This window comes from Arthrobacter sp. RAF14, assembly GCF_052114185.1.
In the GTDB taxonomy this organism is placed as follows: Bacteria; Actinomycetota; Actinomycetes; order Actinomycetales; family Micrococcaceae; genus Arthrobacter_E.
In genome coordinates, this window is the sequence record NZ_JBFREG010000006.1 from 1 (window position 1) to 15,013 (window position 15,013).

Annotated in this window: 14 protein-coding genes; 7 read left to right on the forward strand and 7 right to left on the reverse strand. The window is 67.0% G+C overall.

Going from position 1 to position 15,013, the window contains the following annotated elements; all coding sequences use genetic code 11:
- The 4 genes from AB4Y75_RS12955 to AB4Y75_RS12970 all read left to right on the forward strand — a co-directional run.
- Positions 1 to 192: HPr family phosphocarrier protein (locus tag AB4Y75_RS12955; protein WP_441436296.1), on the forward strand; the 192-nt coding region annotated here is incomplete at its 5' end.
- Positions 193 to 286: 94 nt separating this feature from the next.
- A complete protein-coding gene (locus AB4Y75_RS12960) occupies positions 287 to 712 on the forward strand; it encodes a helix-turn-helix domain-containing protein (protein ID WP_441436297.1) in 426 nt (141 codons plus the stop codon).
- Between the two features lie 4 nt (positions 713 to 716).
- Positions 717 to 1,172 (forward strand): hypothetical protein, encoded by a 456-nt coding sequence (locus tag AB4Y75_RS12965; protein ID WP_441436298.1) that lies wholly within the window; start codon positions 717 to 719, stop codon positions 1,170 to 1,172.
- A 94-nt stretch (positions 1,173 to 1,266) separates the two neighbouring features.
- Positions 1,267 to 1,584: a hypothetical protein gene (locus tag AB4Y75_RS12970; RefSeq protein WP_441436299.1), complete on the forward strand. Its 318-nt coding sequence runs from the start codon at positions 1,267 to 1,269 to the stop codon at positions 1,582 to 1,584.
- Positions 1,585 to 1,597: 13 nt separating this feature from the next.
- On the opposite strand, the gene AB4Y75_RS12975 is transcribed toward AB4Y75_RS12970, so the two are convergent.
- Entirely contained in the window at positions 1,598 to 2,818 is a 1,221-nt protein-coding gene (locus AB4Y75_RS12975; protein WP_441436300.1) for a PucR family transcriptional regulator, read from the reverse strand.
- 235 nt (positions 2,819 to 3,053) lie between these two features.
- Here AB4Y75_RS12975 and ald point away from each other — a divergent pair, with 235 nt between their 5' ends.
- Together ald and AB4Y75_RS12985 are read left to right on the forward strand one after the other, a co-directional pair.
- Entirely contained in the window at positions 3,054 to 4,163 is a 1,110-nt protein-coding gene (ald, locus tag AB4Y75_RS12980; protein WP_441436301.1) for an alanine dehydrogenase, read from the forward strand.
- Positions 4,164 to 4,652: 489 nt separating this feature from the next.
- Entirely contained in the window at positions 4,653 to 6,335 is a 1,683-nt protein-coding gene (locus AB4Y75_RS12985; protein ID WP_441436302.1) for an ABC-F family ATP-binding cassette domain-containing protein, read from the forward strand.
- A gap of 100 nt (positions 6,336 to 6,435) precedes the next feature.
- Here the strand turns inward: AB4Y75_RS12985 and AB4Y75_RS12990 are convergent, their stop codons facing one another.
- From AB4Y75_RS12990 to AB4Y75_RS13010, 5 genes are all read right to left on the reverse strand, one after another.
- Positions 6,436 to 7,497, reverse strand: a complete 1,062-nt coding sequence (locus AB4Y75_RS12990; RefSeq protein WP_441436303.1) for a Gfo/Idh/MocA family oxidoreductase — start codon at positions 7,495 to 7,497, stop codon at positions 6,436 to 6,438.
- Positions 7,498 to 7,713: 216 nt separating this feature from the next.
- Positions 7,714 to 9,441 carry an ABC transporter substrate-binding protein gene (locus AB4Y75_RS12995; protein WP_441436304.1) on the reverse strand — a complete coding sequence of 576 codons (1,728 nt, stop codon included), beginning with the start codon at positions 9,439 to 9,441 and terminating at the stop codon, positions 7,714 to 7,716.
- 53 nt (positions 9,442 to 9,494) lie between these two features.
- The gene (locus AB4Y75_RS13000) at positions 9,495 to 11,705 is read right to left on the reverse strand and encodes a dipeptide ABC transporter ATP-binding protein (protein WP_441436305.1); all 2,211 of its coding nucleotides are present in this window, start codon (positions 11,703 to 11,705) and stop codon (positions 9,495 to 9,497) included.
- Entirely contained in the window at positions 11,702 to 12,688 is a 987-nt protein-coding gene (locus AB4Y75_RS13005; protein ID WP_441436306.1) for an ABC transporter permease, read from the reverse strand. The genes AB4Y75_RS13000 and AB4Y75_RS13005 overlap by 4 nt, the downstream gene beginning before the upstream one ends.
- Positions 12,688 to 13,671 carry an ABC transporter permease gene (locus AB4Y75_RS13010; protein ID WP_441436307.1) on the reverse strand — a complete coding sequence of 328 codons (984 nt, stop codon included), beginning with the start codon at positions 13,669 to 13,671 and terminating at the stop codon, positions 12,688 to 12,690. Before AB4Y75_RS13010 ends, AB4Y75_RS13005 begins: the two co-directional genes overlap by 1 nt.
- Before the next feature lie 391 nt (positions 13,672 to 14,062).
- Between AB4Y75_RS13010 and AB4Y75_RS13015 the strand changes: the two genes are divergently transcribed.
- Positions 14,063 to 14,482 (forward strand): universal stress protein, encoded by a 420-nt coding sequence (locus AB4Y75_RS13015; RefSeq protein ID WP_441436308.1) that lies wholly within the window; start codon positions 14,063 to 14,065, stop codon positions 14,480 to 14,482.
- 72 nt (positions 14,483 to 14,554) lie between these two features.
- On the opposite strand, the gene AB4Y75_RS13020 is transcribed toward AB4Y75_RS13015, so the two are convergent.
- Positions 14,555 to 15,010: a GNAT family N-acetyltransferase gene (locus AB4Y75_RS13020; RefSeq protein WP_441436309.1), complete on the reverse strand. Its 456-nt coding sequence runs from the start codon at positions 15,008 to 15,010 to the stop codon at positions 14,555 to 14,557.
- Positions 15,011 to 15,013: the final 3 nt, after the last annotated feature.

Consider the following 15,013-nt stretch of genomic DNA (forward strand, 5'->3'; position numbering starts at 1 on the left):
GACGTCGAGGTCACGATCGCCCTGGACGGCACCCCCGAAGACGAGGCCATGGACGCCTCGAGCATCCTGTCCCTGATGACCCTGGGCGCCGGCAACGGCGACACCGTGATCCTGCGCGCCGAAGGCCCCGGAGCAGACGAAGCCCTGGAGAAGCTCGCCACCCTGGTCGAAACCGACCTCGACGCCGAGTAACACTCCGCCAGTCCCCGTCGACTGCTCCGTAAGTGTCGTTCTGAGCCTTCAGAACGACACTTACGGAGCAGTCGATGCTTAAGCTGCTTAAGCTGTGGTCATGACCGAGCCACGCACCACGGAAGCACTGCCCGACGCCGACGCCGCCGCCGGCCTGCGGAGAGCGCTCGACGGCGGCCAGGACGTCACCGTCTTCGTGGACGGGACGGTCTTCCGGCTGCCCGACGGCGCGCGGGACGCCGTCGTCGACCTGCTGTCCCGCCTGGCCCGCGGCGAGGCGGTCACCGTGAGCAGCGCCGACGGAGCCCCCGCGGATCGCCAGGACCCACGCGCCGAGGACCTCCTCACCACCAGCAAGGCGGCGGAGCTGGCCGGGATCTCGCACACCTATCTGCGGAACATGACGGACCGGGGCGAGATCCCGGTCCAGTACCGGGGCACGCACCGCCGGATCCGCCGCGGCGACATCCTGGCCTGGCTCGCAGCCCAGAAGACCGGGATCCCCGGAACCGTAGACTGATCCCGTGCCCAAACTCTTCGGTCTTCACAACCTCTACGGCGCCCTCGCGGCGATCTTCGTCGGGACGCTCCTGAGCCTGTTGAAGGCGGATGGGCTGATGCAGCTGCTCTTCGTCGTGGTCGCGTACGTGGGCGGCTCCATCGTGGCGCACGACGTGATGAAGAAGCGCCGCGCGGCCCGGGAGCCGGAGCGCGTTCCCGAGGAGGATCCGGAGCCGCGCTTCCACCACTTCGACTCGCGTGCGCTGGACCGGATCCAGGAGGAACGGGCCCATTCGGAGCGCCGGGAGACTACGGCCCAGGAACCGTCCCCCGCCCCCACGGTGCCGGCCGCGCCTCCCGCGCCGACTCCCGCCCCGGAGGCCGCTTCGCCCGACGGGCCGGTCCCAGGGCACTTCGACGCTCGCGCCCTGGAGCGGATCGAGCGCGAACGCCGTGAATCGGGCCGCCGGGACGCCTGAGCAGAGGGCTTGCCGGGGCAATCCTCGTCGTGGTCGACTGAGGGATCGTCACCGCTCCCGGCGCACAGGGAGCCTCAGCACGGGGGTGCACCTCATGGCCGAACGCATCATGTATGTCCAGCTCAAGACAGGACACAACACCGATACTGGCCCGGCATGGATTTCTCGCGTCCGCTTCTCGAAGTCCTGGCGGACCGCTTACTTCAAGGGCCGCACCTTGCAGAGATGGCGATCCTTCGACGGCAATTTCGTCGATGTGGACACTGACGAGGAATTCTGGCTCTCCGGGCCCAAGCGGGACCGCTCGGACGCCCGCTACGGCAGGGGCCTTCCGGAGGTCGATCCCGACGTGGCCGACGAATACCAGGCCTTTCTCAACGGCGCAGCTCTTCCGGGCCGCGAAAACGGCTGAAAGCCGCCCGCCCTCAGATCCGCGGGCGCTCGTGCCAGCGCGCCGCCTTCAGTGCGGCGTGCAGCTCCAGGCGGACCGAGCCCTTGAGCGGATCCGCGCCGATGATCTGCCGGACCTTGGCGAGCCGGTTGTAGACCGTGCTGCGATGCAGATGCAGCTCATCCGCCACATCCTGGACCGTCCCGCCGGTGTCGTAGATCATCTCCAGCACCGGCCGCAGCTCCTGGCTCTTGTCCCCGGCCTCGAGCGCCGCGAAGTTGAGCGTGCTCGCCCCGCCCCAGTCCATGGGCCCCTGGGCCGCCGTCGCGAAGAACTGGTAGATGCCGGTGTCGCGGCAGTCCACCAGTTCACCGAGGGACGGTTCGACGACGCCGGCGAGCGCCGCGGTGCGTGACTCCCCGTAGGCGTCCGGCAGCTTCCGGATCTCGGCGAAGGGCTCGCTGAGCCCCAGGACGATCCTCGGCCGGCCCTGCCCCGAACGTTTGGCGAGTTCGAGCTGATAGTGCACCAGCACCTGGGCGTGGACCGCGCGCCCCTGCGAGGCCCGGAACAGCATGACGGAGTGGCTCGGCCGGCCGGCGCTGAACAGCGCCTCCTGCACGCCCACCGTGGACTGCAGGGCTGCGCTGCGGTGCGTGAGGGAGGCCGCCAGGGGATCCTCCGGCTCGTGCCGCGCCCCGGCGTCGAGCACCGTGATGAGCTGCCAGGGACCCTTGCCGTGCACCTCGGACCAATTCCCGACGGCGGCGAGCGCACCGCGCTCCCCCGAGCAGGCGGACAGGAACTCGACCTCGCGGCGCTTGCGCTGTTCCGATTCGGCCGTGTTGGACTCGAGGAGGAGCGTGGCCAGCAGTTCGATCTCGTGACGGATCTCCGAGAGCTGACCGAGGATGGGAGCGGCACTGGTCTCCTCATTCCCTTGCTGGACCCAGAGATAGCCCACGCGGAAGCCACGGACCAGAAGGGGGACGCAGACCCGGCCCAGCATCCCGAGCTCCGCATTGGCCGGCACCACCACGGGCCGGACGGCGGCGGCGATGCCGTGGGACAGCTGCCAGGCGCTGACATCCGGCGGCACCCGCTTGGTGAGCAGGAAGTTCACCCGCACGCGGTCCGCCTGATCCTGATTGGAGCTGTACGCCACCAGGAGTCCATCCAGGTCCTCCAGGGACAGGCCACGCCCCAGGCGGGCGGCGAGCTGCTCGACGAGCTGTTCCACATCGGGTTGCTGCATGTCGTCCAGCCTAATGGACGGCAAGCTACACCAGGCGACACTTGACGCCACGGCCTTGAACAAATGTAGATTCATGGCGGGCGAAATCCCTGAAATTCCGGGGATTTCGCGCCTCCTCGGCACCGCTCCCCCTGTCGGGTGGCTCACACCGGACCTAAGCTGATCCCACAGAAACTTCCCCTGTCCGCGCCGGGCCAGAGACCGGCCCGCCGGACACGACCCCACGGAGCCCCCCATGATCATCGGTGTCCCCAAGGAAATCAAGAACAACGAATTCCGTGTGGCCATCACGGCCTCCGGTGTCCACGAACTGCGGCACCACGGCCACGAGGTCTTCATCGAGGCGGGGGCCGGCCTGGGCTCCGGTATCACCGACGCCGAGTACGAAGCCGCCGGAGCCACCCTCCTGGCCGACGCCGATGACGTGTGGGCCCGCGCCGACATGGTCATGAAGGTCAAGGAGCCCATCGCCGCGGAGTACCACCGTTTCCGCGAGGGCCTCATCCTCTTCACCTATCTGCACCTGGCCGCCGAGCCCGAACTGACCGCACGACTCGTGGAGTCCGGGGTCACGGCCATCGCGTACGAGACCGTGCAGGAGGGCCGCGCCCTGCCGCTGCTCGCCCCCATGTCCGAGGTCGCCGGCCGCCTGTCCGTGCAGGTGGGCGCCTCCTCCCTCCTGGCCCCGAACGGCGGCAAGGGCATCCTCCTGGGCGGCGTTCCCGGCGTCCGTCCGGCCAACGTCGTCGTGCTGGGCGCGGGCGTGGCGGGCACCAACGCCGCCGTCATGGCCATGGGCGCCGGCGCCGGTGTGACCATCCTGGACATCAACATCAACCGCCTCCGCGAACTGGACGCCCTCTACGGCGGCCGCCTGAAGACCGTGGCCTCCAACGCCTTCGAGATCGAGCGTGCGCTCGTCGAGGCGGACCTGGTGATCGGCTCAGTCCTGATCCCGGGCGCCAAGGCCCCCAAGCTCGTCACCAACGCGCTCGTCGCCAAGATGAAGCCGGGCTCCGTCCTAGTGGACATCGCCGTGGACCAGGGCGGCTGCTTCGAGGACACGCACCCGACCACGCACGAGAACCCCACCTTCCCGGTGCACAACTCGATCTTCTACTGCGTGGCGAACATGCCGGGCGCCGTCCCGAACACCTCCACCTACGCGCTCACCAACGTCACGCTCCGCTACGCGGTGGCCCTGGCGAACCTGGGCGTCAAGGCCGCTTTCGAGCGCGACGCCGCCCTGGCCGCCGGCCTGAACGTGGCGGCGGGCAAGGTGGCGCACCACTCGGTCTCCACGGCGCATGACCTGGAGCTGTCCGACTGGCGCGAGCTGGTCTAGTCCGCTCTCCTCGCTTGTGACGGGTGGGGAGGGGTGAAGCTCTGGCTGCTATCCCCGCGCCCTGTGGACAGCGTTCGCTGCGCTCAGGGCGCGGGGCCCCTTTACGCAGCCTTCCGCTTCACTCCTCCCCACCCGTTTGTCGTTGGCCGCGTCAGACCAGGCCGCACCACGCGGACACTCCTGGCCACCGGACGCCGGCCGGAGACCTCGCTCCCGAGGGATGAAAAGCCCCGGGCTCCTTCTCCCACTCGACCCTGCCGGCACCGTCGAGACGGCCCACGCTCATGTCCTGGCCCACGACGGCGGGGACCCGCCGAGGTGCGGGGTGAGGGGGTGGTGTTGCGGCCGCTTGCGTCAAGGGGCCCCATGCCCCGACCCGAGTGGAAGCCGACCCACCGCGCATGAGGATAGCAAGCAGAGCAATGCCACCCCCTCACCCCGCCAACCCACAAAACCCAGCCCCCGCCGTCGTGCCCATAAACTGAACCAATGGGCCATATCGACGTTGCCGGCATCGACTACTTTCTTTCGGACGGCACCCAACTCCTGAACGGCGTGACCTTCAAGGTCCCGGACGGCACCAAGACCGCCCTGATCGGGCCGAACGGCACGGGCAAGACCACACTTTTCCGCATCATCTCCGGCGATCTCAAGCCCGACGAGGGCGTGGTGGGCCGTTCCGGCGGCATGGGCATCATGCGTCAGTTCGTCGGCCAGGTGCGCGACGAATCCACCGTCCGGGACCTCCTGCTCACCACCGCCACTCCCGCCCTCGCAGCGGCCGGCAAGGCGGTGGAGGAGGCGGAGAACGCCATGCTGGAGCACGACGACGAGCCCACCCAGATGCGGTACGCCCAGGCGATCGTGGACTGGGGCGACGCGGGCGGCTACGAGCTCGAGACCGTCTGGGACGAGGTCTGCATGGCCGCGCTCGGGGTGTCCTTCGACAAGGCGGCCCACCGCGCGGCGTCGTCGCTGTCCGGCGGTGAGCAGAAGCGCCTCGTGCTGGAGGCACTGTTCGCCGGGCCGGACGAACTGCTGCTCCTGGACGAACCGGACAACTACCTCGACGTCCCCGGCAAGCGCTGGCTGGAGGACAAGCTCCGGGACTCCAAGAAGACGGTGTTCTTCATCAGCCACGACCGTGAGCTGCTGAACAACGCCGCGGACCGCATCGTGACCCTGGAACCGGGCATCAACGGCGCCGGCGCCTGGATCCACGGCGGCGGCTTCGGCACCTATGTGCAGGCACGCGAGGACCGGAACGCGCGTTTCGAGGAACTGCGCAAGCGCTGGGACGAGGAGCACGTCAAGCTCAAGGAACTGGTCACCATGTACAAGACCAAGGCCGCGTTCCGCTCCGATATGGCCAACAAGTACCAGGCCGCGCAGACCCGTCTGGCGAAGTTCCTGGAGGCCGGACCTCCCGAGGCGCTTCCTCTGGAGCAGAACGTCCAGATGCGCCTGCGCGGCGGCCGTACGGGCAAGCGCGCCGTGGTGGCGGAGAAGCTCGAACTCACCGGCCTGATGAAGCCGTTCTCCACCGAGATCTGGTTCGGCGACCGAGTGGGCGTCCTGGGCTCGAACGGCTCGGGCAAGAGCCACTTCCTGCGGCTGCTGGCCCTGGGCGGCACGGATCCCGAGCGGGAGCATCTGCCGGTCTCGGACATCCAGATCCGTGAGGTGCCGCACGAGGGCACGGTGAAGCTCGGCGCCCGCATCCGGCCCGGCTACTTCGCCCAGACCCATTCGCGCCCCGACCTTGCGGGACGCACGCTGCTGGACATCCTGCACCGTGGCGACGAACACCGTTCCGGACTGGGGCGCGAGGCGGCGTCCGGTGCGCTCGACTCCTACGGGCTCGTGGCGCAGGCGGAGAACAAGTACGAATCGCTCTCCGGCGGTCAGCAGGCACGTTTCCAGATCCTGCTGCTCCAGCTCTCCGGCGCCACGCTGCTGTTGCTGGACGAGCCCACGGACAACCTCGATCTGCACTCCGGCGAGGCTCTGGAACGTGCCATCGACGCCTTCGAGGGCACGGTGCTGGCCGTGACCCACGACCGCTGGTTCGCCAAGTCCTTCGACCGGTTCCTGGTGTTCGGCTCGGACGGCAAGGTCTACGAGTCCGAGGAACCCGTCTGGGATGAGAAGCGGGTCGAGCGCGCCCGCTGACCTTCCCCTCTCGCGGCCACCCCTTCCGCGAGAAGCCAGATGAGCACAGTCCGCGGCCCGGATACTGTGCTCATCTGGCTTTTCGCGGAAGGATCACGCCTCAGAGCGCTATCCGGCGGGCCTCCTCGATCAGCCGCAGCCCGGCCAGCGGCCCGGTCTCACCAGCCACCTCGACTGGCGCCGGCCCTTCGCCGCGCACGTGACGGGCCAGGAGACGGTAGAACTCCTGGTAACTGCCGGGCTCGCTCGTCACGGGCCGCACCGATGTCCCATCGCCGACCGTCCCGGAGGCTTCCTCCGGCTCCACCCCGTAGCCGGGGTCGGAGGGACGAAGCCCTGCCGAGAGCTGACGTTCCTGCGGGTCGAAACCGTATTTCAGGTAGCTCCCGGCGCTGCCTCGGACGTCGAACACCGGGCCCGGCTGGGCGGCGGAGAGTGTCATCGACAGGTGGCTCAGCACCGGCGACCCGGCACCCGCGGGGGTGTGCTCCAGGACCAGGAACACGTCGTCGTCGGCCGGCTCGCCGGGCCTGCGCGCGGCGATCTCCGCGTGGACCACCCGCGCCGGTCCGAAGAGCTGCAGGGCGCAGTCCACCAGATGGGTGCCCAGGTCGAAGAGCAGGCCGCCGCCCCGCTCCACCCCCGATGAGGCCTTCCACGCCTTCGAGAACCCCGGCGACCACCGCTCCATGGCGGCGTTGAAGCGGTGCACCTCCCCCAGCGTCCCGTCCGCCAGGAGTCCGCGGAGGGTCAGGAACGCGTTGTCCCAGCGGCGGTTCTGGTACACCGTCAGCGTGCGTCCCAGCCGCTCGGCGAGCGCCACCAACTCTTCGCCCTGTGCGCTGGTGACGGTGAACGGCTTGTCCACCACGACGTCGAGCCCCGCTTCCAGCGCGGCTTTCGCCTGCGGGTGGTGAAGTTCAGGCGGGGTCGCGATGACCACGACGTCCAGTTCCGCGGCGCGGGCGATCACGTCCTCGAAGCCGGGCACCACCGTCACCCCGGGATAGGTCGCCCGGGCCGCCGCCGCCCGTTCCGGATCGCCCGTGACGATCACGTCCAGGCTGAACTCGGGGCTGTGCTGGATCAGGGGCGTGTGGAAGGCGCGGCCGGCCAGTCCGTAGCCCACCACGGCGGTTCTCAAGGGTGCGGGTTGCTGCATGGTCCTCAGTGTCCCAGCAAACCGCCCGCGTGTCCCGTGCCTGCCCGGAAACGCACAGTACCGGTAACGCACAGCACCGGTAACGCACAGGGACCGGAAACAGACAGGGCCCCAGGGAACGCTGTACGTTCCCCGGGGCCGCAGGCTCCGTCGCCCGGAGGCTCACCTCACGGTGAACGGGGCGTCGACGGGCGGTGGTTCACCGCCCGGTGGTTTTTACTTGTGGGTGGAACCCTTTTCCCAGCCGACCGTGGTCCAGTCCGGGACGTGGGTGTCGGTGCCCTGGTTGGCGAAGAGCGTCGGGCCGTAGTTGGCCAGGCCCTTCCGGACGAATTCGATCTGCGGGCCGTTCAGGACCGGGCCGAGGGTGAAGTACTGCTTGGAGTAATCCTTCTCCACATCCAGGGCGGCCTTGTTGCGCTTGACGTCGTCAGATTCGGACTGCAGTTCCTTGATGCGCTTGTCCAGATCGGCGTTGCCGAGGCCGTTACGGTCGCTCTCGGTGGAGTAGTACTGACCCACGGCCTGCGTGGCGTCGGAACCGACCGTGTAACCGGACATGGTCACGTCGAACTCGCGGTCGCCCACGATCTTGCCGAACTCGGCGCTGCCGCGCTGGTCGATGCCGACATCCATGCCGGCGGCCTGGAGCTGCTTCTGCAGGGTCTGGACCGAGGCGAGGACGGTGGGGTCGTCACCGAAGTTGGTGATCTTGAAGGTGACGGGCTTGCCGTCCTTCTCCATGATGCCCTTGGCGTTCGGCTTGTAGCCGGCGTCGGTCAGGACCTTCTTGGCGGCGTCCGCACCCTGCTCCTGCACCGGCCAGTTGTCCTGGTAGTACTTGGAGAACGGCATCAGCATCATGGTGCCGGAGTTGGGCTCTTCCCAGTTCAGACCGTTGAAGCGAACCTTGCGGATGGCCTCGCGGTCGACGGCGGTGAAGATCGCCTTGCGGACGGCGACGTCCTGGACGCCCGGGCGCTTGGCGTTGACGTTCAGACCACCGGCGAAGAGGCGCTGACCGCGGCGGATGTCAGTGTCCTTGGTGCCCTCGAGCTGCTTGTAGCGGCCCACGGTGCGGCCACCGGTCGCGTCGATCTCACCGTTCTTGAACGCGGCGATGGTGGCGGAGTCCTCCATCTGGCGGAAGACGACCTTGTCCAGGACCGGCTTGGTGCCCCACCACTTGTCGTTCTTGACCATGCTGACGGTCAGCGCGGCGGAATCGAACTTCTCCACCTTGAACGGGCCGGCCATCCACTCGGGGTGCATGTTGTTGTTGAAGCCCTTGTTGAAGATCTCCGGGGTGTTGACCTTCGGGTGGACGATGCCGGCGAAGAAGGATGCCAGCGGGTACACGGGCTGCTTGACCGTCACGACGACGTCCTTGTCGGTCGCACCACGGGTCACAGACTCGATGTACTTGTAGGAACCGGCATCGACGATGTCGAAGTCCTTGTTGGTGCCGTTGAGCACCTTCCAGGTGTTCTCAAAGGTCTTCCAGTCGATGGGCGTGCCATCGTTCCAGGTGGCCTTCTCGTTGATCTTGATGTTCAGGATCTGCTTGCCGTCCTTGACCTCGGACTTGAAGTCCTCGCAGAAGTCCTTGTTCAGCTCGAAGTCGCCCACCGCGGTGGTCTTCCAGCAGCCGTAGTAGAAAGCCTGGTTGATCGGGCCCATCAGCGCGGTGTTGTCGGAGGAGTTTCCGCTGTTGCCGAAGCCGTTGAAATCGGGGCCGACGTTGCCCAGTTCCAGGGTCAGGGTGCCGCCCTGGTCCAGGTCCTTGACGTCTTTCGGGTTGGTCTGGATCAGCTTGGAGACGTCCGAGCCGGACCCTTCGGCCTTGGCGCTCTCCGGGCCCTTGGCCGTGCCGCCGCCGCAAGCGGTCAGCGCCAGCGTGACGGCCGCCAGAGTGGCGACGCCGAGCGTGACTTTCTTTTTCATACTGTTCCCTTCAAAGGAGCGAGGGTTGGGTTTCCCACTGTCATCAACGATATTCACGCAGCGCTGTCCGATGAGTCGTGCAGCACCAGCATGTCCGCATCCATCTCCCCGTTCGGGTAGAAGCAGGCGAACTGGTGGTCCCCTCCACCATTCTCGAGGGGAGGTTCAAGTTCAAGGCACTTGGTCCTCTTGTCCTCAGGCAAGGCAGCGAAAATGGGGCACCGGGAAGCGAAGTTGCATCCTCGGGGAGCGTCCAATGGCGTTGGAAGGTCTCCCTTGAGGATGATCCTCTCCCGTGAGCGCTCCGCTTCGGGATCCGGAACCGGAATCGCCGAGAGCAGGGCACGGGTGTAGGGGTGCCGGGGATTGTCGAAGACGCTGTCCACGTCGCCGACCTCCACGATCTTCCCCAGATACATCACAGCCACCCGGTTCGAGATGTGACGTACAACTGAGAGGTCGTGAGCCACCATGAGGTAGCTCAGACCGAGTTCCGCCCGGAGCTTGTCCAGGAGGTTGATGACACCGGCCTGCACGGAGACGTCCAGCGCGGAGACGGGTTCGTCCAGCACCACGAGCTTCGGGTTCACGGCCAGCGCACGGGCGATGCCGATGCGCTGCCGCTGACCGCCGGAGAACTGGTTGGGGAACCGGTTCACGTGGTCCGGCTGGAGGCCCACGAGTTTCATGAGCTCCATGATCCGCTTGCGGATCTCGGCCTTGGGTGTGCCCAGGTTCTCGAGGGGCTCCGCGAGCGCTTCGTACACGGTGAAACGGGGATCCAGGGCGCCGGTGGGGTCCTGGAAGACGATCTGCAGGGACTTCCGCATGGCGGTCGTCTCGCTGGCCGAGGTGGCGGCCTTCGAATTCACGCCGCCGATGGTGATCTCGCCCGGCTGATCCTTGCTGAACTCCATGATCTCCAGGAGCGTGGTGGTCTTGCCGCAGCCGGACTCACCCACGATCGAGAAGCACTCACCTTCGCGGATGTCGAAGCTGAGGCCGTCCACGGCCTTGACCGTGCCGATCCGCTTCTTGAAGAGCGACCCCTTCATCAGGGGGAAGTGCTTCTTGACGTCCTTGAGTTCCAGCACCGTGGTGCGGTCGGTCCGCGGGATGCCCTCGAACTTGGACACCGGCACGGGAGGCGCCTTGAAGATCTCGTGAACGTCGACGCCGGCACCGAACTCCTCCATCTTGACGCAGGCGGCGCGGTGGCCGTCGTCGCCGGGGACCAGGCGCAGCGGCGGCTCGCCGCTCAGGCACTCCGGCCCGGCCAGCGGGCAGCGCGGCGCGAAGGAGCAGCCGGTGGGCGCCGTGATCAGGTTCGGGGGCATGCCTTCGATCGGGACGAGCGAAGTCTCCGCGGAGACGTCGACGCGCGGCACGGCGCCCAGCAGGCCCATCGTGTAGGGCATGCGCGGGGCGTAGTAGAGCTGGTCCACGGATCCGGTTTCCACCGGCTTGCCCGCGTACATGACCATGATGTCGTCGGCCATGCCGGCCACCACCCCGAGGTCGTGGGTGATCATGACGAGCGCGGCGCCGGTCTCCTCCTGCGCCTTGTGCATGACTTCCAGCACCTGGGCCTGGATGGTCACATCCAGGGCGGTGGTGGGTTCGTCCGCGATGAGGACACGCGGGTCGTTGGCGATCGCGATCGCGATCATCACGCGCTGGCGCATACCGCCGGAGAATTCATGCGGGAAGGACTTCAGACGAGCCTGCGGGCTGGGGATGCCCACCAGGGTCAGGAGCTCGACGGCGCGCGCTTCCTTGGCCTTGCTGCTCATCTTCGGGTTGTGGACCGTCAGTGCCTCGATGATCTGGGTGCCGATGGTGAAGACGGGCGTCAGCGAGGACAGCGGGTCCTGGAACACCATGGCCAGGTCGTTGCCGCGGTACTTGCACATCTGCGCGTCCGTCAGGCCCAGCAGTTCCTGGCCGTGCAGCCGGACCGAGCCGGTGACCTCGGCCGTCTCCGGGAGCAGGCCCATGATCGCCATGGACGTGACGGACTTGCCGGAGCCGGACTCGCCCACGATCCCGAGGGTCTTGCCGGGCAGGAGGTCGAAATCGACACCCCGGACCGCGTGCACCACGCCGTTCTCCGAGTTGAAGCGGACGTTCAGGTCCCGGACGGAGAGCACCGGTTCGCCGGGGGCGTGCAGTCCTGCGACGTGGAGGCGTTCGGTGGTGTCCAGTGCTCCGGTGCCTTGTGTCACGGTGCCTTCCTGCGTGCTGTCGTGCTGGGAAGCGCTCATGCCGCCGCCTCCACGGTGTTCTTGCGGGCCTTGCGGGACTTCTTCGCCTTGCCCACCGAACTCGAGCTCGGGTCGAAGGCGTCCCGGAGGCCGTCGTTCATCATGGCCATCGAGCCGGTCAGCGCGAACATGGCAAGAAGCGGGAACCAGAACATCCACGGGAAGCTGCTGACCTGCTGGCTGGCCTGACCGATCAGGATGCCGAGGCTCATGTCCGGCGGCTTGATGCCGATGCCGATGAAGGAATAGGCCACCTCGGAGAGGATCGCCAGGGTCACGCCGCGGGTGATCTCGAGTACCAGCAGGGAGCCGATGTTGGGGATCAGGTGCTTCCAGACGATGCGCCAGGTGGAGACGCCCATGTAGCGGGCGGCCTTGACGTAGTCCCGTTCGATGAGGGACATGGAGATCGAACGGATGAGACGCGCGGCGCCCATCCAGCCGAACACCAGCAGGACCACGGTGAGCAGGAACCAGCTCGGGAGCGCGTCCTTGAGGTCACCACCGTTGCCGCTCGTGACCACGGCGACCACAAGGAGTGACGGCATCATGATGAGCGCTTCAAGGATGAAGAGCATGACCTTGTCGACCTTGCCGCCGTAGAAGGCCATGACGCAGCCGTACACGGCGGCCACGAGCATGGACCCGACACCCACGATCAGGCCGATCAGAATGGACGTCCGCACGCCCTCGACCATGAGGACGTAGAGGTCCACGCCGGCCTGGGTGGTGCCGAAGAAATGGTCGGCGGACGGTCCCTCACCGATGAAGGCGGGATCGATGTCGTTCTTGGTCCAGGGGGTGAGGAACTGCCCCACCAGGGAGAACACCGTCAGGGCCAGGAAGAGGATCAGGCCCGCCACGGCGGTCTTGTTGCGGAGGAAGCGGCGGAAGATGATGACGCCCTTGGCGATCACCACGCCGTCGTCCGTCGTGAGAATATCCGCTTCGGTCTCAGGCTGGACCGCGTCGACTGTGGACATCAGGAAACCCTCACTCTCGGGTCGACCAGGGTGGTGGCAAGGTCCGCGAGGATGGCGCCGACGGCGAAGATCACGGAGCCGTAGGCCAGGGTCGCGGTGGCCGCGTTGACGTCCTGCTTGCCGATCGCGTCGATGCTCCAGAATCCGACGCCGGGCCAGGCGAAGATGGCCTCGGCGAAGAAGCCGCCCGCGAAGATGGCCGGGACGGTGAACGCGATGGTCTGGGCGACGGGGATGAAGGAGACGCGCAGTGCGTGGCGGCGGATGGCCTGGTTCCGCGTGAGGCCCTTGGCCCGGGCGGTTCGGACGAAATCGGCGTTGACGTTGTCCAGAAGGTACTGGCGCTGCGCGATCTGGTAGCCGCCCCAGCCCACCAGGGTGATGGCGAAGGTCGGCACCACATAGTGCGCCACGAGGTCAACGAAGGCCGGCCAGCCCGGTTCGACTCCGGGGGTGGAGATGCCGGTGACGAAGAAGATCTGCTGACCGGTGGCGTCATTGATCCAGATCGCCGCGAGCTGCACCAGGAAGTAGGCGATCGGAGCCGGGACGATGTAGGTGAGGTACGAGTAGCTCGTGATGACGCGGTCCGAGGTCTTGTACTGCCGTGCCGCAGTGAACACGCCGAGTGCCACACCGATCACCAGCGTCAGGAAGATCGCGGCGATGAACAGGCGGGTGGAGACCCAGACCCGGTCACCGAAGGCCGCGTTGACCGATCCGCCGGCCGGGCTCATGCCCCAGTCCCAGCGGGTGACGATGCCGGTGAGCCACTGGATGTAGCGGTCCCAGGGGCTCATCGCGGGATCCAGGCCCTTGAGGGCCAGAGAATGCGCCACCTGTTCGGGGGTGGGCCGCGGGATCTTCTCCTGCTCGATCAGGGCAGGCTTCATCGTGGAGACCGCCAGGAAGTACCCGGCCGTGGTGGTCAGGAAGATCATGACCACATACGTCGCCAGGCGCTTGAAAAGATACTTGATCACGGACGCCCGTCCTCCTGACGCACGGCGTGCAGGCGTGAGGGCGTACGGCTACCGCGCAAGGCAGGGGCCGTGGATTTTTGGTGCACGGGGTTTCCTTCCAGACTGCCGCGGGCTCGTGGCCTGTGCGGCGCGTCACATTCCACCCGAAAAGTACCACGAACTTCGCGGTCTGAAAGGCCTATTTCACTCCTTGGCAATCAGATCGTTATCTGGCTACCCGCCGGTAACGCAGAGTTGCGATCAGAATGGACAGCCCGAGGTCGCCACTATAAAGTGACCGTTTCACATCTCGTGTGGAGTCGCCGAACGTTCCACCCGCGCACACGCACTTTTCCGCCGTGCCGCCGCCGTCTACAGTTACTTGCAACATAAGCATCAACGAGGAGCGGATATGTCCGGAATTGTGATTGTTGGCGTCGACGGAAGCGAAACGGCGGCCCGGGCTGCCGCGGCGGCCTACAAGCTGGCCCAGGGTCTCGAAGCCCGGCTTCACGTGATCACCGCTTTCGACAAGGACAACGTCGAAGTCTTCGGCAGCGGCAGCGACACCTTCATCATGTCCGACGCCGACGACGCGCAGCGCGTGGCGAAGCAGGTGGCCGAGGGCCTGGGCTCCGACGTCGAGTACCTGTCGGCCCGCGGCAAGCCCGCAGACGCCCTGCTGAGCGAAGCGGAGCGCCTCGGCGCCGATGTGATCGTGGTCGGCAACCGCCGTATGAGCGGCATCGGCCGTGTCCTGGGTTCGGTGGCGAACACCGTGGCGCACAACGCCCCCTGCGACGTCTACATCGTCAACACGACGGTGGCATAACCAGCCACCGGAGACACGAAGGCTCCTCGTCCCGTCGGGACGAGGAGCCTTCGTCATATCGGCCGCCGGCCGTCAGTCGCCGAGGTCCAGGTGATACGTCAGGAACTGCGTGCGAGTCGCCAGGCGGTCGTAGACGGCCCGGGCGCGGTAGTTGTCCTCCGAGGTGATCCAGCGGACGTGATTCCAGCCTTCCGTCCGGGCCTGGGCGCGGATGGCCTCGAAGAGTTCGTCCACCACGCCTCCACCACGCTCCTCCGGGTCCACGAAGAGATCGTCAAGGTAACCGGCCACCTCACCCACCGTGGGGCGGACGACGGCGCGGACGTGCGCCAGCCCCACGAGACGGCCCTGCACCGCCGGGTCCTCGGCCACCAGCCCGATCAGATCCCCGCCCTGGAGCCAGGCCCATACCCGGTCCAGGTGCTCCGGGGTGAGCTCACGCTGGTAGAAGGCGCAGTACCCCTCGAACAGCCGTGACCACTCGTCGCGGTCATGTTCCATCAGGGTGCGGGTGGTCCATTCCGTCATCGG

Coding starts and splice junctions, on each gene's coding strand:
- AB4Y75_RS12970 (WP_441436299.1), top strand. CDS start 1,267: ATGGCCGAACGCATCATGTATGTCCAGCTCAAGACAGGACACAACACC.
- AB4Y75_RS12975 (WP_441436300.1), bottom strand. CDS start 2,818: ATGCAGCAACCCGATGTGGAACAGCTCGTCGAGCAGCTCGCCGCCCGC.
- ald (WP_441436301.1), top strand. CDS start 3,054: ATGATCATCGGTGTCCCCAAGGAAATCAAGAACAACGAATTCCGTGTG.
- AB4Y75_RS12985 (WP_441436302.1), top strand. CDS start 4,653: ATGGGCCATATCGACGTTGCCGGCATCGACTACTTTCTTTCGGACGGC.
- AB4Y75_RS12990 (WP_441436303.1), bottom strand. CDS start 7,497: ATGCAGCAACCCGCACCCTTGAGAACCGCCGTGGTGGGCTACGGACTG.
- AB4Y75_RS12995 (WP_441436304.1), bottom strand. CDS start 9,441: ATGAAAAAGAAAGTCACGCTCGGCGTCGCCACTCTGGCGGCCGTCACG.
- AB4Y75_RS13000 (WP_441436305.1), bottom strand. CDS start 11,705: ATGAGCGCTTCCCAGCACGACAGCACGCAGGAAGGCACCGTGACACAA.
- AB4Y75_RS13005 (WP_441436306.1), bottom strand. CDS start 12,688: ATGTCCACAGTCGACGCGGTCCAGCCTGAGACCGAAGCGGATATTCTC.
- AB4Y75_RS13015 (WP_441436308.1), top strand. CDS start 14,063: ATGTCCGGAATTGTGATTGTTGGCGTCGACGGAAGCGAAACGGCGGCC.
- AB4Y75_RS13020 (WP_441436309.1), bottom strand. CDS start 15,010: ATGACGGAATGGACCACCCGCACCCTGATGGAACATGACCGCGACGAG.